Genomic DNA, 18045 nt, shown 5'->3' with positions numbered 1-18045 from the left:
CCGCGCAGCGGGCCGCCCTTGAAGACGTAGAGAAAGTTCTCATCCGGACGTGTAGTTGTCGAGCACTCATGTCTCTGAACTGCGGTTATGAACCCTGATGGCCGCTGCGGTCATACCTCGATGGGCTCGATAGCCGCCGCCGGGTAAGGTCGAGCGCTCGTTGCCAGAGGAGGGGATCGGAAGAGCTGGCCGGCCATCGTTCCTGACGACGACGTTCTCCGTGGGCATGGGGTGTTCGGCCTGGGCGTTCGTCGTCGTAGTTGGCGGCTCGACGGGTTGCGAACCTGGAGGCACTTGGCCGTGTATGTCCGGGTTTCAGGTGCCCTCGGGTGAGACCTCGCCGGGTGGGCTGACGAAGCTGCCCAGGTTGGGGACGGTGTAGAGCAGCCCCTCTTCGCGCAGCTGGCGGATCGCCTTGCGGATGGTGTCGCGGGCGACGCCGAACTCCTGGACGAGCCGAACTTCCGACACGAGGTACTTTGGCGGATATTCGCCGGTGGTGATGCGTTGGCGTAGGACCTCGGCGATCTGCTGCCAGCGTGGCCGGTCAGGCTCGAACTCAATCACAAGGCTAAGCGTAGAAAGGGGGCGTCACGGGTCTTCAGTCGCCTACATAGACCTATCGGTATCTATAGGGGTCTGCGTCTACCCCCAGGGATCCATAGGGGTAGACAGGGTCGGGCTTCTCTCTTACATTCGCGGTATGGCACTACCCAGTTACGACCTCGACGTGTTCCGCGCAGCGTTCCCCACCTGGTCGATCTTCTGCAGCGACGCGGGAGTGTTCTACGCGACTCGACGCGGTGTCCGGCTCCGCAACGAAGACATCGACAGAGGGCTCCACCAGACGGTGAGTGCGGATGACCTGGAGACCTTCATCGCGGTGCTGCTCGAACAGTGCCAGTTGACGGTGACGTTGTGACTCCACCGCCCTCGCACTTTGATTATCACGGCACCCACGTCGCGAGACCTCACGCTCAGGCGATGCGGGTGAGGTGGGCGGTGCCCTTGGGTCGCGCCGATCGGGTGCGGGTCCGGGAGCACACGTGCATGTGCGCCTTCCCAGCCTTTGAGCTCTGTACGGCGGCCGGCCTTTCGTTCGTCCGGCAACTCAGGTCTGGGCGTCCTGGGGACATGCTGGAGAGCCCGTGGACGTCCGCTCAGGCCGCACGGACCCTGTGGCTACAGATCATGACTGGTCAGGCGCGGTGACCAAGCGGCACCGTCCCCTCGTCGGGGAAGGTGCCTGCAATCACGCGCGCGATCTCGTCGGGGCCGGCCTGGTCCGTGGAGAAGCGGTGGTGGAACAGGCCGTCGTCGTCGGCACGCAGGTCGGCCAGCGTTTCGTCCCATGCCTGGAGGCGGTGTGCTGTGTCGTTGTCGCCACGCTGGTGGGAGCGTTGTTGGCAGATCTGACGCGGGACCCAGAGCAGAACGGTCAGCCAAGGGGCGTCCTCGACCAGGCGGCGGACGTCGCCGAGGTTGCCCAGATGGACGATCGGTATCCGCCCGGCCGAGGTGAGCCGGTCGATGCGGTCGCGGTCGATGGCGTAGACGTTGCCGTAGCGGCGAGTTTCGATCAGCACCCGCCCGGCGGCTCTCAGCCTGTCCAGCTCCGCGGCGCTGACGAAGTCGTACTCGGTGCCGCGCTGGTTGCCCATCTTGAGCTTGCGTACCAGCGCGAACCGCGGGTCGAGTTCGCCGAGGGCGACAGTGATGGTGCTCTTGCCGCTGGCCGGTGGCCCGTACAGGACGATGCCCCTCATGTCAGGATCCGTTTCAGTGTTTCGCGGGTCTGGTCCGCCAGGCTGATCGCGGCGCCGAGCCGGTTGTCGACGGTGATGTGGGCCGTGGGTGGGCTGGTGTCGGTGTTGAGGGTGTCGACGTACGCCTGCCAGTTCTGGAGTTTCCAGGCGTCGCGGGGGGCACCGCGGAACTCGATGTACTCGCGCATCGATGCGGCGTCGCAGCGCACCCACACCACGGCGACGTCGATGCCTTTGGCGGCGCACCGGTGCGTCAGGCGGGTCACCCAATCGGGGTCGGTCAGCTCGGCGATGAATGGGGCCGACAGGATCGCCGAAGTGCCGGCGTTGAGGTTGTCGAACGCGGTTTCCATCAGGCAGCGGTACTCCAGCGGGCGGACCTCGCGGAGGTACAGCTCGGTATGCCGGTCGTGGGGGTCGGCGCCGAGGGAGATCAGCAGGCGTTCGGCCATGGGGCGGGTCAGGGAGTCCTTGTCCAGGAAGGCCCAACCGGTGATGTCGGACAGGAACCGGGAGAACTCGGTCTTGCCTGATCCGGCGTAGCCGCCGACGAGCGTGAGGATGGGCTTGGGGCTGCCCTTGCCGTGGCGGCGTCGCCAGGCGTCCACGACGCGGTTGAGGAGTGCGTTCTGCTCGGCGTTCGATGGGGTGCCCGAGACTTTGAGCAGCGTTTGTTCGATGACCTGGGCGGCGGCGTTGTCGGTGGCGGGGTCGGTGGGCTGGGGCAACTCCGAGATGGAATTTTCCACTTCGGTTATTTCGCCGGGAAGCGCCAGACGGAAACCAAGGGTGGGCTCATTTGCCTGGTATAGGAGGCAATAGGCTCTACGGTAGTGAGGTCCGGGATATACCGATCCCTGTTCATGCGCCCAGAGTGTCTGGAAGTTCGCGGCTGGTGCCGTCAGGCCGTGCCGCCGGGCGACCTGGCGGAGCTGGTCACCTGCGGCTTCGAGGGTTAGCCCGTGTGCTTCGCGATGTTGACGCAGGACCAGCGGTTGCCATCCGGGGCGGTGGATTGTCGTCAATTGCATCCTTTTGCGCACATTGAGAAGCGGCCAATGTGTAAGTGGATGTGTAACCGCCGTGCAGGCAGCAGTGATGAAGCTTAGCTAACGCTCTGTGATACTCACCAGCGCCAATGCGCGATGAACTAACGGCATCCCCGCCGGGATAACGACCGACCAGAAAGGGGGTGTCGGAGTGACTACAAACCAGCGCATCCTGGATGAACTCCAGGCTATTCGGGCTGAAATGGAAGAATTGGCCTGCCGACTCAGCGAGATCGCTTCGGCCCTTGGAACACAGCCTTCTCCAGCTCGGCGATCCGGTCGCCGAGAGTCGTCAGAGTGCTCCGCATCTGAGCGAGCTGCTCCATGATCTCGGACGCGGCCGGCTCCTCCTCCGATGCCGATGTCGAGGTAGACGCCGACGCCGCGGCGCCCTCGCGAACGAACACACCCTTGCCCTGCTGACCGATGATCAGCCCTTCAGTGCGGAGCACGCTGATGGCCGCCTTGACCACGCTGGCCGACACGTCATAGCGCTGGCAGAGCTGGGCGGTCGAAGGCAACGCGGTGCCGGGCGCGAGTGAGCCCGTTCTGATCTGCGTGCGTAGGTCGTCGGCTATCTGGAGATAGCCGGGCCGGCCGGTCTTCTCGACCATCCGATGCCTTCCGTGCGGGTGCGTACCCCTCTAGTTCAGCACAGCCCGCACGGCATGCCAACCAAGTCTTCGTGGAAGACCTTGACAACTTAGAATTCCAAGTGTTCTATGTATTCTAAGAGTCCAAACGAACGAAGGAACCACACCATGCGCACTGTCCCCATCCCCGTGGATGTCAGCAAGCTCGCCATCACCTGCGTGAAGGCTCCGCGTCCGCGGGTGCTCAACCGCGACACCGGCGAGATCAAGACCGACAAGAACGGCAACACCGTCTACGAGGTGACCGTGTCGGTCGAAGACGAGTTCGGCCGGATCGAACTCGTCAAGATCGGCATTGCCGGAGAGCCGCCGATCAAGACAGGCGACGCCGTAAACGCCGTCGGCCTGCTCGGCTACGTCTGGGAGATGGCCGGAAAGTGGGGCATCTCCTACCGCGCCTCCGCCCTGCTCCCGCTGGAGGAGGTCGCAAGTGCCTGACCAACTCCACGTAGTGCTCGGGGTCCTGGCCGCTCTCACGGCCGGGCTCTGGGCCTGGCACCGCTGGCACTACCGTTCCTTCTGGCTCGTTGTCGGCTTCCCGATCACGGCCATCAGCGTGTGGGCCACCTGGCGCAAAGTCGCCCTTGGCTGCAACCTCACCAAGAAGCGGCAGCGCTTTTGGTTCACCACCGTCCCCGGCCTGGTCGCCTCGACTGGCGTCGTCCGCGTCAAGCGGAAGTTCCAGCGCGTCGCGGTCGACACCAAGCCGTTCATGTGGCTGCCCATGCCGACCCGGCACGGCTGGCGCGTCACCCTGCACACCCTGGAAGGGCAGATTCCCAAAGATTACGCCGACGTCGCCGAACGCCTGGCGCACTCCTGGGGCGTACACGCCGTGCGTGTCTCCTCCGACAAGCCCGGCCGGGTACGCCTGGCCGCCACCATCCGCGATCCGCTGGTCAAGGTCCATGACCTGCCGCCTTCTACCGAACTGCTCAAGGTCACCGTGGGCCGCTTGGAGACCGGTGGGCCGTGGGTCATCGACTTCCGCACCGTGCCGCACTACATCAACGCGGGAGCCACCCAGTCCGGCAAGTCCAACCTCGCCAACGCACTCATCGTCGGCCTCGCACCGCAACCGGTTGCCCTGGTCGGCTTCGACCTCAAGGGCGGCGTCGAGTTCACCCCGTATGCGCCACGGCTGTCCGCGCTGGCCACCACGCGGGCCGAGTGCGGCGGACTGCTGGATGACCTGGTGGCGCTCATGACCGACCGGATGGGCGTGTGCCGGATGGCCGGCGCGCGCAACATCTGGCAACTCCCGCCCACCATGCGCCCAGTACCGATCGTGGTCCTGGTGGACGAGCTTGCCGAGCTGTACCTGATGGCCGACAAGTCCGAAAAGGACGAGATCGCCAAGACCTCGACCGCACTCCTGCGGGTGGCGCAGCTCGGCCGGGCGTTCGGCATCTACCTGTTCTGCTGCGGCCAACGGATCGGCTCCGACCTCGGCCCCGGCGTCACAGCACTCCGGGCGCAGTGCTCCGGACGGATCTGCCACCGCGTCAACGATCCCGAAACTGCCACCATGACCCTCGGCGACCTCGACCCGGCGGCGCTGGACTCGGCCCGGGCCATCGCCGCCGAGACACCCGGCGTCGCCATCGTCGCCAGTCAGGACGGCCAGTGGTACCGGGCCCGCTCCTTCTACGTCAGCGAGCAAACCGCCGAACACGCCGCTCGCGCCTACGCCGACCGCGCCCCCTCCTGGGCCGACGTCATGGCCGCACAACCTCACCAACTGCCCGACTCCCAGACCGCCTGATCCGCCTGAGAGGAGGAACGAGATGCGCCGCTTCGCCGCCTGGCTGCTCGATACCGGCCCCGTCCTGGTCCTGGCCCTCATCGCGGGCGCCGGCTCCTTCACCCACATCCGTGACACCGCCACCGAGCACGGCCAGCAAGGCTGGATGGCCTGGGCCATCGCCATCTGCATCGACCTGACCTGCGTCATGGCCGCCCGCGAACGCCAGCGCGACAAGAAGATCGGCAAAGCCCGGCGCGGACTCGTCTCCTGGCCCGTCCTCGTCCTGACCGGCGGCGTGGTCCTCTCGCTGGCCGCCAACCTGCAACAAGCCACCCCGACCGCCTGGGGCTGGATCACCGCGGCCACTCCGGCCGGCGCCTTCCTCGTCGCGGTCTCCATGCTCGAACGCCGCGCCACCGCAACCCGTACCGAGCCGTCCCCGGACGTCCCGCAACCGTCTCCATCCTGGACGGCGGCGTCCTCGGACGTCCCCGACAGAACACAAGCCGTCCCGCAATTGGACCGCCCCGCCCTCGTCCCCGCCCACGAGGACGACCCGAGCGACAGGCCCGCACCCGCTCCGGCACTGATCGACTACGCCCGCCGCGTCGCCGCCGAACACCACGCCAAACACGGCAAGCCCATCACCGGAGACCTCCTCCGCACCCGCCTGGGCGTGTCCGACCAACTCGCCTCGGACCTGCTCCGCACCCTGCGAACCACACCGGAAACCGCCTGAAGGAGAACCATGGACGACCACCGCAGAGCCCTGATCAACGGCCTGCTCAACCTGGCCATCTTCCTGGAAACACACCCGGACGTGCCCGTCTCGTCCAACCTCACCCTCCACCACTTCCCGAACCACGACAACGACGACGACCTACGCGCCGAGATCGACCAGATCGCCGCCCGCGTCGGCTCACAGATCGACTTCGAGGACTCCCCGTACGCCCACTACGCGACCTCCGTTTCCTTCGGACCGGTCGAGTACCGCGCCGTCGCGATCCTCGCCGCCGCCCAGGCCCGCCACGACGCCGAGGACAGCTACCGCGGCTGCATCGACCCCAATTAGGAGCCACCACCATGCGAATCCGCCTCGAAGGAAACCGCGCGGAGATCACGCTCGGACTGATCCGCCTGCGCGAGGTCTTCACCGTCACCGCGATGTCCAGGGCCTACCCGGACCGCGCTCACCCCCGGGTGTACCGCGTCTACGTCCGAATCAGCCCGCGCGACAACCGCTGATCACCATGGACACCGACATCCACCACTACGGCTGCTGCACCTGCAACGGCACCGGCCTCTACGACGACCGGACCTGCGCCGACTGCGACGGCACCGGCATCGACAACCACGGCGCATAGCCGTAGCGCCCCCCGCCTGGCCACACATCCGCCAAGACGTTCGCCAGGCCGGGGGCCATCCACACCAGCGTCACTGGATAGGACGGAACCCATCTTGCCCTGCCTTGCCCACTCTCACGCCGTAGCCGGGATGATCGACCGGCTCAACCAACCCGACTATGACCGCTGGGCCCGCCAGATCAAGCGCACCGGCGGCTGCCGGCAGCCCATCCACCTGCGCGGGAAGGTCGAACACTACGACCAGGCCACCGGCCACCTGCTCCACCGCTACTCCACCACCACCGAACCGAACGGCATCCTGCGTGTCCCGTGCAAGACCCGCCGCGCCTCCCGCTGCCCGGCCTGCGCCGAGGTCTACCGCGCCGACACGTACCAGCTCGTCCGTGCCGGCCTCGTCGGCGGCAAGGGCGTGCCCGAGACTGTTGCCGCTCACCCGTGTCTGTTCGTCACCCTCACCGCGCCCTCCTTCGGCGCGGTCCACGTCCGGAAGAAGAAGAACGGGAGGGTCCTGCCCTGCCACGCCCGCCGCGACGCCGAGACTTGCCCGCACGGGCGGGTCATGTCCTGCACCGACCGGCACAGCGCCGACGATCCCCAACTCGGGGAACCGCTGTGCCCGGACTGCTACGACTACGACGGCTCGGTCCTGTTCAACGCCATCAGCCCCGAGTTGTGGCGCCGCTTCACGCTCGCCTTGCGCCGCCGCTTCGCCCGCCTCAACGGGCTGACCGTCAAGGCCCTGCGCGGGCTCGTCAGCATTGCGTTCGCCAAGGTCGCCGAGTACCAGAGGCGTGGGGTGGTCCACTTCCACGCCGTCATCCGGCTCGACGGCCCTGACGGCCCGTCCTCGCCGCCGCCCGCCTGGGCGACCGCTGACGCTCTGGCGGAGGCCACCCAGCACGCGGCTTCCGTGGTCACCGCGGAGATCAAGCCCTTGGAACGGACCTTCCGTTGGGGTACACAACTCGACGTCCGGCGCATCACCATGGACGGCGACCTCACCGAACAAGCGGTCGCCGCCTACATCGCCAAGTACGCCACCAAAGCCGCCGAATGTGTCGGCACCCTCGACCGGCGCATCCAACCACTCGACAACCTCGACGCCCTACCCGTCCGCCAGCACGCCCGCATGCTGATCGGGGCCTGTATGCGCCTCGGCGAACACCCCGGCCTGGCCGACCTCCGGCTCGTCCACTGGGCCCACATGCTCGGCTTCCGTGGCCACTTCTCGACCAAGAGCCGCCAATACTCCACCACCCTCGGCGAACTCCGCGCGGCACGTGAAGAACACATGCGCGAAGCGGAGATCACAACGGGTCGCCTGCCCCTGCTCGACGAGGACACCGTCCTGGTCATCGCCCATTGGGAGTACGCCGGACAGGGGCTCTCGATAGGAGAACAGGTCATCGCGGCTGCGATCGGCGGCACCTCACTTTCAGGGGCGGGTGATCGCCAATGACGAGGCGCGATGAGCTACTGACCGTTCCCCAGGTCCTCGCCGAACTGGGCGGAGTCTCCCGCCGCACCTTCTACCGCTGGCGTGAGCTCGGCCGTGCACCGGTCTGCGTGCAGCTGCCCAACCTTGAACTCCGCATCTGGCGGAGCGACCTCACTGCCTGGCTCGACTCTCGACGGGAGGCGGCATGAACACCACGTACGACGTGAAGCTCGGCGAAATCCAGCACCGCACCGACCGTGACACGCCCACGTTCATCGCTCGCTGGCGCGTCGCAGGCAAGCAGAAGTCGAAGAGCTTCCGGACCAGGGGCCTGGCCAACGCCTTCATGTCCGACCTACGGCAGGCCGCCAAGGCGGGGGAGGAGTTCGACGTCGCCACCGGATTGCCGGTGTCGATGCTGGCCCGTGCGTCATCCGGACCGACGTTCTTCGAGTTCGCTCAGGCGTACGTGCTCCGCCGCTGGAACACCACGGCGGCCCGAACCCGGGAGACCGACGCCTACGCACTCCTGACGCTGATCCCGGCACTGGTGGGCAAGGCGCCGCACCGTCCTACCGATGAGGACCTGCGGGAGGTGCTCCGCATCCACGCGCTTCTCCCGGAGAAGAGGCGGGCGGACCTGACCGCTGCCCAAACGGTGGCTCTGGGCTGGTTGGAACGGGCGTCCCTTCCGCTGTCCGAGCTGAAGGAGCCGCAAGTCCTTCGGGTGGCTCTCGACGCGATCTCGGTCACCTTCGCCGGTTCGCCGGCGGGCGCGAACACGGTACGGCGTAAGCGCGCCATCCTGCATCACCTCCTGGAGCACGCGGTCGAGCAGAAGCTGTTCGGCAGCAACCCGCTGGATGAGATCAAGTGGACTGCGCCCAAGGCCGTCACGGTGATCGATCCCCGCACGGTGGTCAATCCCGCCCAAGCACGGGTACTCCTCGACGCTGTGCCCAAGGTAGGCCGCAAGCGCGGTCCCCGGCTCAAGGCCCTGTTCGCCTGCATCTACTACGCAGCCCTTCGGCCGGAGGAGGCAGCGGACCTGCGGCTGAGGAACTGCACGCTGCCAGAGACGGGCTGGGGCCTAATCGTCCTGGAGAACGCACGACCCCAGGGGACCAAGCGCTGGACCGACTCCGGCCAGACCCACGAGTCACGCAGCCTCAAGCACCGGGCGAACAAGGAGACCAGAGAGATCCCTATCCCGCCCGTCCTGGTCGCCATGCTCCGCGAGCACATCGCCGAATACGGCACCGCCAAGGACGGCCGGATCTTCGCCACCGGCACCGGCGGCACCTACTCCAGCTCGGCGCACTCCTACGTCTGGCAGGGGGCCCGCAAGCTCGCCCTCTCCCCGGCGCAGGTCGCCTCGTCGCTGGCTGCTCGGCCGTACGACCTTCGTCATGCGGCGGTGTCGCTCTGGCTGAACGCCGGTGTACCGGCCCCGGAGGTCGCCAAGAGGGCCGGACACAGCGTTGACGTCCTGCTGCGGGTCTATGCCAAGTGCATGGACGGCCAGCAGGAGCAGATCAACGGCAAGATCAACGACGCTCTGGACACGTAGCCACATTTCACCTGCTTCCGGCCCTGCTCATCGCGGGGCCGGTTCGCCTTGCACCGCTGTCTTTGCCGAGTCATTCCCGCTGGATGTAGGTACGCTGCGGCACCCTGGCAGGCATGGACGGCGCATAGGGAGGATCATGCGAGAAGATCAGAACCGCCTCACCCCGTCGCCGAACGAGCCCCGCCCGCGCCGGCGCCCGCCGTATGGTCTGCCGCTCCGGGACCGCCCGCAACCTGGTTCCGAGCCCGATCCTTTCGGCTGGCGGAGGTACTCGACCCCGACCCCGCCAGATCGACCACCGCTGCGTGATCGGCGTCGGCTGGCTCGGCCGGTGCTTGTCGCGGGTCTCCTGGGTTGCCTTGCCTTCAGCTTCTGGGCGGGCTCGTGGGTGACGGACGGCGCCGCGTCACGATCGAGCGCCGCTTCGACACCGACGCCCACACCGAGCGTCGCCGGGCGCTCGGTCGCGTCCTCGCCGTCTGTGTCTCCATCGTCCCGAGCGCTGTCCTCGACGACGCCCAGGCCCACCCCCAAGACGTCCAAGCGCAAGGCACAATCGCCGAGGCCCCACCGCCGACCAGCGCCGTCGGCCGTGCCTCGCCAGCGTTATCGAACTGGGCCGCCGGCCCCGCCCATGAAGACCGTAGTTCCTGCTGAGCGCCCGAAGAGGAGCCGGAACAACGAAGCACGCGCCAGAGATAGGAATCCGGAGGTACTGGAGGGCATCGCGGCGTGTGACGAACTGTTCCCGCCTTCCCGCCCCGAGTTCCGAATCCGAAATCGGGCGTGCCACCTTCTCTACGGTTAGCGCGGTTGTTTCGAGGTCGAGGTCAGGAGAAGGGGGCGGAGCTGGCGGGCGAACTCGATGGCATCGGCTTGATGATCCCGCCCCGGCGCTCCCTTGACGATCTGGATGGCCAGCATCTTGGTGCCGTCCTGCGTCCAGGCAAAGGCCTTGCCCCCCACGATGTTTCCGTCCGTATCTTTTATCGCCGCGCTGTAGCCTGGACCGACGCCGCTGGGCAGGGCTACACCTCTGTCCCTTGCCTTCCCGTTCTCTAGACTCTGCAATGTCGAAGGGAAGGGATCCTGTAGCTCGACGGTCATCGACGCCTTGTCTCTGATGCTCGGCGATTTGCTGACGACGCAATGCGAGAAGTCGTTCGCCGAGGTTGACCCGCTCGCGTAGAAGTCGCTTAATCCGATGGCTCGGCCAATGGCCTGGCTGGAGAGCAGGCCGCATTCCACAGGCGGTGTCGTCACACTGCCGAGCGGGCGGCGGTCTGCTGGGACAGGCGATGAACACCCTGCCGCAGAGATGAGGATGACAGCCAACAACGCGGTAGCCGACCGGTTTCTCATTCCTCTGCCTCCGGATATGGAGGGACGTCCAACTGGAATCCCTCCCAGACTGCCCGGTCGACCTCACGAAAGACAGCGGCGGCCGGAGAGCTCTTCAGCCACTCGTCGTAGGCAATCCTCTGTTGCCACGTCATCTGGTCACGAGGGATGATCTGGCCCTTGGCGAGGAAGTCGCCACCCGACCGCTCGGCGTAGTTCTCGGACGCGTGAGGATGTGCGGAGCCTTTTGCTGATTCGTCGCCGAACAGTCCGTACCGCATCATCACATTAGCCGTGAGGTCTTTGAAGAGGCGCTGGCTCTCGCGAAGCGTTTCCTCTCCTTGGCTGCGTGCGGCCTTGCCTTCGGTGTGCTTGATGCTGTCGCTGACAGGGCCTTCAAAATACTCGTAGCCGGCAACGACCCAGTCCCCGGCTGGGGTAAGTACCAGCTTGAGCGTTCTTGATACGCCATCCTTGAAAGCTTGGCTCTTCTGATCCTTCTGGTCCGCCTCGTGGATGTTGGTCAAATTTCCGGCGTCGACTATGAGGTGAAGCGACTTGCCGAGGGTATTCGCCTGAGCATTGAACAGTTTTCCCGGATTGCTGTTCATGTTGTCGGTAAGTATCTTCTGGCGATGTGCCGCCTGCTCTTCTTTCGAAGCGTCCGGATGAGTGCTCTTCCACTCCGCGAATTCGGCGTTGACCATATCGCGGATCGCCTTACCCTGGGCGTCCAGGACCTTCGTACTGTACTCGCCGTGTCCCTCGACTGCGATTTTCAGCGCTTGTGGATCCTTGAAAGCCCAGGTCATCACGTTCTTGACGGCGCCGCCGTCGAACATGGCTCCGTGAGGCTGCTTGCCGGGGAGGTTCGGGTCAGAGTCGGGCTGCGGATTCACGCCCATCGGTTCCGGGAAATCAGAGATAGCCGCTCGGTGAACGTCGCCCATGTAGGCAGAGAAGACGCGGGCAGCGTTCTGCTTGGTATCGGGAAGGTTGGCCTGCGCTCGCGGATCTGACCAGAAGTGAGCAGCCCAGGACGCTATCAAGGCCGACTTGTACCCTCGGGAAGTGCCGGGAGGCTGGCCGTGGTCGCGGAATCGTGTGGTGGCCGCTTCGATGGCCCGGCCGAGCTCACCATTGCCGCTACCCCAGAAGTTGTCCCGCATCAGGAAGGACAGAGGCTTGCGGGCGGGGTCGGTGAAGAAGTCTTGAGCGACTCGGGCGTTGTTCGCCAGGGCGGCTGCGAGGCCAGGCCCGAACTTGATGATGTCCTGCTGCTGGGATGACGGCTTCTGCGCGTTGTCGAAGACCTTGTTGGCGATCTCGCGCAGGAACGCGTCATCGAAGGTGCCGTAGCGCAGGAGTTCATCGACCATGCGGCCGCTCATCGGATCGTCGTCGGTCGCGATCAGCTCGTCGATATATGCCTTGGGGAGCTTCATCTCACCGACGCCGCGCGAGGCCGTTCCCAACGTGACGCTGAGGGCTCGCGCCAGACGGTCCATCACGGAGGAGGATGACGGCGCAGCCCAGTCGTCCTTCAGGGATCCTCGGTCCGCCAAGTAGAAGCGCTCCAGGAGCGCCTTCAACTCCTTCGGCGGTATCTCCTTGGCCAGGGCGACCGCGAAGTAGGGGTCGTGCTGGTGCTTCTCCAGCAGTTCCAAGGTCTCCTTGGAGAGCGTTCCCCGGCCCTCGGCGACGTCCTTGACCGCCTTGCGAAGCTGGTCGGCGACGGTCTTGGCCGCCGCGGCGCCGCTTGCCGGCGAATTGGAGACCCAAAGCGTCTCGTCCGCCCAGACGACGCCCTTGTCGAGTCCGATCTTCTGGGTGGAGACGATGAGGTCCAGGCGGCGCTGAAGATCGGGGACGTGCTGGGAGATCTGGGAGGCAACGTCCCTGAGCGTGCCCGGCCCGGACATGCTGGTGCCGATCGAGGTCAACGCTCTGCCGATCTGCGCGTCCGCGTCCGGCCACGACCGTTCCAGGCGCTTGATCTCGCTGATCAGTTGGGTCATCAGCGCGGGGTCGATGCCGATCCGGTTCGGGGCAGGGCTCATCCGCCGGCCTTTCCCGGCAGGTTCAGGGGTGGTGGCCACAGCCCCAAGGGGTCTGTCGGCTTGGCAGGATCGGGACGTGCGGACTCGACCAGTGCCAGAGCTCGGTTGAAGACGCCTCGATAGGCTGCTTCCCACGCCTGGCAGTCCTTGAGCAGTCTGTCGGCGGCCTTGCCCTTCATCGCGCCGTCTTGGAGCAAGCTGATGAGCTTGCGCACGTCGTTGGCATGCTGGTCGCGTACCTGCTCGATCGTGCGCCGGGCGGCAGCGATTTGTTCCTGGGTCGCCATCATCCTGGATCCTTGGATCTTGAGGACGGCTATCTATGGGATCAATGTGACGATAAAGGGCTGCCGTAGCGCCGTCGAGCCGAACTGCTCATACGGCATAAGGTCAACATTTATTCCGGCTGGTGCGTATCACGCATGAGGGCAATGGCCTCGGCCGCATCGGCCACCACGTGATCGGCCCGATGGTCGTGCCCTGGCCACGTCCCTCGATCGACCCAGATCCCGCGCAGGCCCGCAGCCTGACCGCCTGCGATGTCCGCGACGAGGTTGTCACCCACCATCCAACCGCCCTCGGCGAGACTGGCTCCGCACCGCTGAGCGGCGATTTGGAAGAGACGAGCATCCGGCTTCCGAACACCCTCAACCCCTGACACGGCATAACCGTCGACCACCTCAGCCAGGCCGGTTCGGCGGAGCTTGCCGAGTTGGTTGTCCGCCATGCCATTGGTGACGATCCCGACGCGCCACCCCGCGGTCCGCAGCTCTCCCAATCCCGACAGGACGCCTGGGTAACACTGCACCAGGTACGGCATCCGCTTCCGGTAGCCGGCCCAGAGTTCCTCGACTGATTCCGCCAGGGCAAAGTGCGCGCGCACCTCGTTGAAGAACACCTCCCGATGGGGGTGTACGCCCTGGTCCAGGGAGACGAGCCAGGCGACGTCTTCAGGCTTCAAGCGATGGTGCTCCGCGAACTCCTCCGCCCACCGCAAGAACGCGTGCTCGAGATCAATGAGCGTCCTGTCGAGGTCAAAGAGGGCAAAGCGCTGCACGATGACCACTTTAGGCGTGGATACTTCGTGGGCGACAGCCCGTTCTGTGCTCCGCAGCGCACCTCGGACAGTCCCTTCCGAATCGTCGCCCCCGCGTTAGGTGATATGGCGCCTCCGACGGTAGAGAGATTTGTCGCACGCTCCGGTGGAGGCCTTCGTTGGCTCATCGGGATCGGATCGAGGCAAGATCCAGGTAATCTCTGACGTATCGGTGATGCGGCCCGACGGGCTTCCGCTGCGCTAGCGGACACGCCCCCATACCGCACGAGTCTTTCGTGCTGCCTGGGGGTACATCCGTGGCCGTTTTCCGGCACTCGGCGGAAAGCCTTGTCCAGTTGGTGTCTGAGTCAGTGCCCGAACGCGTCCTTAGCGATGTGATCGCGGAGAACCTGCGCGCCACCCAAGGCATCAATCCGGGGAAGAGCGAACGCAGGTCCTGGGACCGCAGCATCCCGATCTTGGCCCGAGACCTGGTCGAAGCCGGGCTCGGTGGCGTCGAGATGCTCATCGAGTACCAACTTCCGTTAACCAGCAAGCGGGCGGACGTCATCCTCGCCGGCCGCGACCGGCGTACGGGAGCCGACTCCTACCTGATCGTCGAGCTCAAGCAGTGGAGCCAGGCCGAACTGTACGAGGACGACACTGAGCTTGTCCTGGTGTCCGGCATGGGCCCGCGCCCTAAGCTTCACCCAGTCGTGCAAGTGCGAAGCTACTGCGAATACCTGGCTGACTTCGTCGGTGCCCTGGAGCAGCACCGGAACGCGGTGCGCGGTGTGGCCTACCTGCACAACGCCAGTGACCCGGACATCCACGATCTCTATGACCACGTCGAGGACGAGCGCACCCGGCTCTTCAGCAAGACCCGCCGCGGTCAGTTCGTCGACTACCTCACTTCGCAGTTCGCGCCTGAGCCCGGGGCTGCCGCGGCCGACCGGCTGCTGTCCAGTTCCATCCGGCCGTCCAAGCAACTGCTCAAGGTCGCTGCCGGTGAGATCAAGAATCGCGATCAGTTCGTCCTGCTGGCTGAACAGCGGCTGGCCTACGAGATGGTCCTCCACGCGGTGGAGAAGGCTCGAGCGAGCAATTCGAAGCAGGTAGTAATCATCACCGGCGGCCCTGGCTCCGGGAAGAGCGTCATCGCACTCTCCCTGCTGGGCGAGCTCTCCGACCGTGGATACTCGGCCCTGCATGCCACAGGTTCGCGCTCCTTCACCGAGACGATGAGGCGCGTCGTCGCCAAGGGCTCGACCCGGCTGAAGGGGATGTTCAAGTACTTCAACAACTTCATGACCGCCAAGCCCAATGAGCTGGATGTCCTGATCTGCGACGAAGCCCACCGAATCCGCGAGACCTCGGCCAACAGGTTCACCAGGGCGGACCAGCGAACGGGCCGGCCACAGTTGGATGAGCTGATCAACGCAGCAAGAGTGCCGGTCTTCCTACTGGACGAGCATCAGGTGGTACGACCGGGCGAGATGGGGCGTGTCGCCGACATCACCACGTACGCCGAATCGCTCGGCCTCGCTGTGCACCAGGTCGACCTGGACGCACAGTTCCGCTGCGGCGGGAGCCGCAAGTACGAGGAGTGGGTGCTGCGCCTGCTGGGCTTGAACGGCGGCTCACCAGAGGTGTGGAAGGGGGACGACCACTTCGCCGTCTCCCTTGCCGAGTCTCCGTACGAGTTGGAGGCCATGCTGCGAGGCCAGCTGCAGGCGGGATACTCGTCACGGCTGACGGCCGGGTTCTGCTGGCCCTGGAGCAGCCCGAACGCGGATGACAGCCTGGTCGCAGACGTGCGAATCGGTGACTGGGCGCGACCGTGGAACGTCAAGGGCGACAGGGCCGTCGGCAACGCGCCCGCCAGCGCTTTGTGGGCCTCGGCACCTGGTGGTTTCGAGCAGGTGGGATGCGTCTACACCGCCCAGGGCTTCGAGTACGACTGGAACGGCGTGATCTTCGGCCCTGACCTCGTCTACCGCGACGGCAGGCTGGTCACTGTCCGCAGCGCCAGCAAGGACCCGGCGCTGATGCGGAGGGGAGTCAGCGACGAACAGGCGGACCAGTTGATCCGCAACACCTACAAGGTGCTGCTGACCCGAGGCATGCTGGGCACTGCGGTGTACTCGGTCGATCCCGCGACGCAAAAGTTTCTTGCGGGGCTGCTGGAGACGCAGATATGAGCGATCCGGCAGAGTCCGAACTTGCCCGATTCCCGCTGAAGCCCCTTCATCCACATTGTCGGTGGCGTGCTTTAGCCTTCCGGCACGGACAAGAATGGGACGAGAATGGAGGGCCAGGATGGACACCCCCGAGCTGCTCAACCCGGCCAAGTTGTGGGAAGCGGCCGATGTGCTTACTCGCCCAAGCCCCGTGCCGAACACTGGGGGTATCTATGGGTGGTACTTCACCCGGCCTCCGCATCCAAGCCTACCCGCCGACCGTCTTCTCTACGTAGGGATCGCTCCCCGCCGCATGCTAACCCGACCCAGCAAGCAGAATCTCCGGAGCAGGGTGCGGTATCACTTCCGGGGCAACGCTGAGGGCTCCACTCTCCGCCTTAGCCTCGGTTGCCTGCTCGGGCTTGATCTCCGGCGGGTAGGCAGCGGGAAGCGGTTCACCTTTGGCCGGGCCGGTGAGAAGGAACTAACGGACTGGATGGCAGAGTACGCCCGCGTGTGTTGGGTCTGTCATGACGAGCCCTGGATGGGAGAGTCTGAGCTGATAGCTCGGCTGGATCTTCCCCTCAACTTGGATCAGAATCGCCATCACGCTTTTCATCCATACTTGAGTAGTCTCCGCGCCCGGGCTCGCACCCGTGCCCGCGAACTTCCGATCAGCTCTTAGGCTTCGCCAGTGTCGGTGGCCAGGGGCTGTAGGTCGTTGTTGATCGTGCCGACGTAGACCACGCCGTTGACACACACCTGACGGCACCGATCGCGGGGTCGTTTAGTTCGATGTGGGCAAACCCGTCCATCACTTATACGATGTCGACCTGACTGACAGCTCCGGCAGAAGGCTTCTACTTAGGCCCTTCGTCCGATACGAGGGACCTCTTGGAGAATCGATCAGCGCGCCTTTCCTCTCCAGTCCAGTCGTCTCGGAATAGACGACCATCGATCACATCGATGAAGAGACCTGCTTGTCTCTCATCGAAGTCGATAAGGCCGTCGCTGTTGATGAACGCTGAGACTTCGATGTCATGCGTTCCCAGTACCTTGGCGAAGTGGGCAGGGTCAGGCTGGATCTGTGTGAGGCGATCTTGAAGGTGGAACAATCTTGTTGCGAATGAGTAAAGCCTGCCTGCCGCAGCCTGTAGCGCAGCCTGTGCGTTTTCGGTTATGCCGATATCTGATGCCTTGAGTGCCTTGACTATGGTTTCTACATACTGAGGAACATTTTGCATCACGATGCGGACGTCTGTGAGGAGGTTCTTCAGATGTGTACCGTGGAATGCAGCCATGTGATCCTTGGTAAGAATCACATCAACAACATCATCAAGAACCATCGAAGGCTCTGCGATCTCGCGCAATGTTCCGGAATACTGAAACCAGCGATTGCCGGCCTTGAAAGCCACTCTCGGGTTGGCTTTGCGGATGAAATGGATCCACGTATCGTTGTTCTGCTGCCACGAGATTGAATAGAACAGCATGGGTTTGAAGCTGGGAAGATCTTGAGCGCTCATGACGTTCAAGATAGAAATATCACGCAGAGATCGGATCAGGGCGGCAGCTCGATCAGGATTGCCGTCATCTGCAGACGAATCCGATCCGGATTTTCCTTGCGCTACCGGCTGCTCGGGTATGCTGCCAACGTCAAGCATAAAGTATTCGTCTCGAGGTTCCAGCTCCGCATTCGGCTCGTAGAGTCTAGGGCTCCCTGAAATTAGTCGTTCGATCGCTACGGCGCATACGCTCCGGAGCCAGTCATGATGATCTTTATCTACAGGAAGTCGAGTGGTCGCGATCTGCTGGCTACCCTGACGGCGCCCCAGGACGAGGTG

Annotated in this window: 20 protein-coding genes; 11 read left to right on the top strand and 9 right to left on the bottom strand. The window is 64.8% G+C overall.

The window, feature by feature from the left end:
- Positions 1–315: 315 nt before the first annotated feature.
- Complete coding sequence (locus HCN51_RS60505; protein WP_168018170.1) at positions 316–567, bottom strand: GntR family transcriptional regulator; 252 nt, start codon at positions 565–567, stop codon at positions 316–318.
- A 136-nt stretch (positions 568–703) separates the two neighbouring features.
- Here HCN51_RS60505 and HCN51_RS45605 point away from each other — a divergent pair, with 136 nt between their 5' ends.
- Positions 704–922: a hypothetical protein gene (locus HCN51_RS45605; protein ID WP_168018169.1), complete on the top strand. Its 219-nt coding sequence runs from the start codon at positions 704–706 to the stop codon at positions 920–922.
- 277 nt (positions 923–1199) lie between these two features.
- On the opposite strand, the gene HCN51_RS45600 is transcribed toward HCN51_RS45605, so the two are convergent.
- From HCN51_RS45600 to HCN51_RS45590, 3 genes are all read right to left on the bottom strand, one after another.
- Entirely contained in the window at positions 1200–1766 is a 567-nt protein-coding gene (locus HCN51_RS45600; RefSeq protein ID WP_168018168.1) for a nucleoside/nucleotide kinase family protein, read from the bottom strand.
- Complete coding sequence (locus tag HCN51_RS45595; protein WP_168018167.1) at positions 1763–2797, bottom strand: P-loop nucleotide/nucleoside kinase family protein; 1035 nt, start codon at positions 2795–2797, stop codon at positions 1763–1765. Before HCN51_RS45595 ends, HCN51_RS45600 begins: the two co-directional genes overlap by 4 nt.
- Positions 2798–3039: 242 nt before the next feature.
- On the bottom strand, positions 3040–3429 hold the full coding sequence (locus tag HCN51_RS45590; protein ID WP_168018166.1) for a winged helix-turn-helix domain-containing protein: 390 nt from the start codon (positions 3427–3429) through the stop codon (positions 3040–3042).
- Between the two features lie 147 nt (positions 3430–3576).
- Between HCN51_RS45590 and HCN51_RS45585 the strand changes: the two genes are divergently transcribed.
- From HCN51_RS45585 to HCN51_RS45550, 8 genes are all read left to right on the top strand, one after another.
- Complete coding sequence (locus HCN51_RS45585) at positions 3577–3906, top strand: SCO3933 family regulatory protein (RefSeq protein ID WP_168018165.1); 330 nt, start codon at positions 3577–3579, stop codon at positions 3904–3906.
- On the top strand, positions 3899–5233 hold the full coding sequence (locus HCN51_RS45580) for an FtsK/SpoIIIE domain-containing protein (RefSeq protein ID WP_168018164.1): 1335 nt from the start codon (positions 3899–3901) through the stop codon (positions 5231–5233). Before HCN51_RS45585 ends, HCN51_RS45580 begins: the two co-directional genes overlap by 8 nt.
- A 22-nt stretch (positions 5234–5255) precedes the next feature.
- A complete protein-coding gene (locus HCN51_RS45575) occupies positions 5256–5954 on the top strand; it encodes a DUF2637 domain-containing protein (RefSeq protein WP_168018163.1) in 699 nt (232 codons plus the stop codon).
- Between the two features lie 9 nt (positions 5955–5963).
- Entirely contained in the window at positions 5964–6287 is a 324-nt protein-coding gene (locus HCN51_RS45570; protein WP_168018162.1) for a hypothetical protein, read from the top strand.
- A gap of 11 nt (positions 6288–6298) precedes the next feature.
- Complete coding sequence (locus HCN51_RS45565; RefSeq protein WP_168018161.1) at positions 6299–6460, top strand: hypothetical protein; 162 nt, start codon at positions 6299–6301, stop codon at positions 6458–6460.
- A 249-nt stretch (positions 6461–6709) separates the two neighbouring features.
- Entirely contained in the window at positions 6710–8038 is a 1329-nt protein-coding gene (locus HCN51_RS45560; protein WP_168018160.1) for a replication initiator, read from the top strand.
- On the top strand, positions 8035–8226 hold the full coding sequence (locus tag HCN51_RS45555) for a helix-turn-helix transcriptional regulator (protein WP_168018159.1): 192 nt from the start codon (positions 8035–8037) through the stop codon (positions 8224–8226). The genes HCN51_RS45560 and HCN51_RS45555 overlap by 4 nt, the downstream gene beginning before the upstream one ends.
- Positions 8223–9587 (top strand): tyrosine-type recombinase/integrase, encoded by a 1365-nt coding sequence (locus tag HCN51_RS45550; RefSeq protein WP_168018158.1) that lies wholly within the window; start codon positions 8223–8225, stop codon positions 9585–9587. Before HCN51_RS45555 ends, HCN51_RS45550 begins: the two co-directional genes overlap by 4 nt.
- Before the next feature lie 804 nt (positions 9588–10391).
- On the opposite strand, the gene HCN51_RS45545 is transcribed toward HCN51_RS45550, so the two are convergent.
- From HCN51_RS45545 to HCN51_RS45530, 4 genes are all read right to left on the bottom strand, one after another.
- Positions 10392–10850: a hypothetical protein gene (locus HCN51_RS45545; RefSeq protein WP_168018157.1), complete on the bottom strand. Its 459-nt coding sequence runs from the start codon at positions 10848–10850 to the stop codon at positions 10392–10394.
- Positions 10851–10945: 95 nt separating this feature from the next.
- The gene (locus HCN51_RS45540; RefSeq protein WP_168018156.1) at positions 10946–12988 is read right to left on the bottom strand and encodes an NDUFAF4 family protein; all 2043 of its coding nucleotides are present in this window, start codon (positions 12986–12988) and stop codon (positions 10946–10948) included.
- Positions 12985–13278, bottom strand: coding sequence for a hypothetical protein (locus HCN51_RS45535; protein WP_168018155.1), 294 nt, complete (start codon positions 13276–13278; stop codon positions 12985–12987). Before HCN51_RS45535 ends, HCN51_RS45540 begins: the two co-directional genes overlap by 4 nt.
- Before the next feature lie 107 nt (positions 13279–13385).
- The gene (locus HCN51_RS45530) at positions 13386–14054 is read right to left on the bottom strand and encodes an HAD family hydrolase (protein WP_346434025.1); all 669 of its coding nucleotides are present in this window, start codon (positions 14052–14054) and stop codon (positions 13386–13388) included.
- Positions 14055–14419: 365 nt separating this feature from the next.
- Between HCN51_RS45530 and HCN51_RS45525 the strand changes: the two genes are divergently transcribed.
- Both HCN51_RS45525 and HCN51_RS63185 read left to right on the top strand, forming a co-directional pair.
- Positions 14420–16225, top strand: coding sequence for a DNA/RNA helicase domain-containing protein (locus HCN51_RS45525; RefSeq protein ID WP_346434024.1), 1806 nt, complete (start codon positions 14420–14422; stop codon positions 16223–16225).
- Between the two features lie 94 nt (positions 16226–16319).
- Complete coding sequence (locus HCN51_RS63185; RefSeq protein WP_428981574.1) at positions 16320–16889, top strand: GIY-YIG nuclease family protein; 570 nt, start codon at positions 16320–16322, stop codon at positions 16887–16889.
- A 175-nt stretch (positions 16890–17064) separates the two neighbouring features.
- On the opposite strand, the gene HCN51_RS45520 is transcribed toward HCN51_RS63185, so the two are convergent.
- On the bottom strand, positions 17065–18045 hold a 981-nt coding region (locus HCN51_RS45520; RefSeq protein WP_206068649.1), incomplete at its 5' end, for a hypothetical protein.

It is taken from the genome of Nonomuraea composti (genome assembly GCF_012034275.1).
Classification (GTDB): domain Bacteria; phylum Actinomycetota; class Actinomycetes; order Streptosporangiales; family Streptosporangiaceae; genus Nonomuraea; species Nonomuraea composti.
The sequence above is the reverse complement of the archived record's forward strand: the minus strand, read 5'-3'. Positions and strand labels throughout refer to the sequence as shown.

Bases quoted from the DNA above. Each gene is read 5' to 3' on its own strand.
- HCN51_RS45595 (WP_168018167.1), bottom strand. From the start codon at position 2,797: ATGCAATTGACGACAATCCACCGCCCCGGATGGCAACCGCTGGTCCTG.
- HCN51_RS45560 (WP_168018160.1), top strand. From the start codon at position 6,710: ATGATCGACCGGCTCAACCAACCCGACTATGACCGCTGGGCCCGCCAG.
- HCN51_RS45605 (WP_168018169.1), top strand. From the start codon at position 704: ATGGCACTACCCAGTTACGACCTCGACGTGTTCCGCGCAGCGTTCCCC.
- HCN51_RS45590 (WP_168018166.1), bottom strand. From the start codon at position 3,429: ATGGTCGAGAAGACCGGCCGGCCCGGCTATCTCCAGATAGCCGACGAC.
- HCN51_RS45555 (WP_168018159.1), top strand. From the start codon at position 8,035: ATGACGAGGCGCGATGAGCTACTGACCGTTCCCCAGGTCCTCGCCGAA.
- HCN51_RS45565 (WP_168018161.1), top strand. From the start codon at position 6,299: ATGCGAATCCGCCTCGAAGGAAACCGCGCGGAGATCACGCTCGGACTG.
- HCN51_RS45585 (WP_168018165.1), top strand. From the start codon at position 3,577: ATGCGCACTGTCCCCATCCCCGTGGATGTCAGCAAGCTCGCCATCACC.
- HCN51_RS45600 (WP_168018168.1), bottom strand. From the start codon at position 1,766: ATGAGGGGCATCGTCCTGTACGGGCCACCGGCCAGCGGCAAGAGCACC.
- HCN51_RS45570 (WP_168018162.1), top strand. From the start codon at position 5,964: ATGGACGACCACCGCAGAGCCCTGATCAACGGCCTGCTCAACCTGGCC.
- HCN51_RS45535 (WP_168018155.1), bottom strand. From the start codon at position 13,278: ATGATGGCGACCCAGGAACAAATCGCTGCCGCCCGGCGCACGATCGAG.
- HCN51_RS63185 (WP_428981574.1), top strand. From the start codon at position 16,320: ATGGGACGAGAATGGAGGGCCAGGATGGACACCCCCGAGCTGCTCAAC.
- HCN51_RS45550 (WP_168018158.1), top strand. From the start codon at position 8,223: ATGAACACCACGTACGACGTGAAGCTCGGCGAAATCCAGCACCGCACC.
- HCN51_RS45540 (WP_168018156.1), bottom strand. From the start codon at position 12,988: ATGAGCCCTGCCCCGAACCGGATCGGCATCGACCCCGCGCTGATGACC.
- HCN51_RS45575 (WP_168018163.1), top strand. From the start codon at position 5,256: ATGCGCCGCTTCGCCGCCTGGCTGCTCGATACCGGCCCCGTCCTGGTC.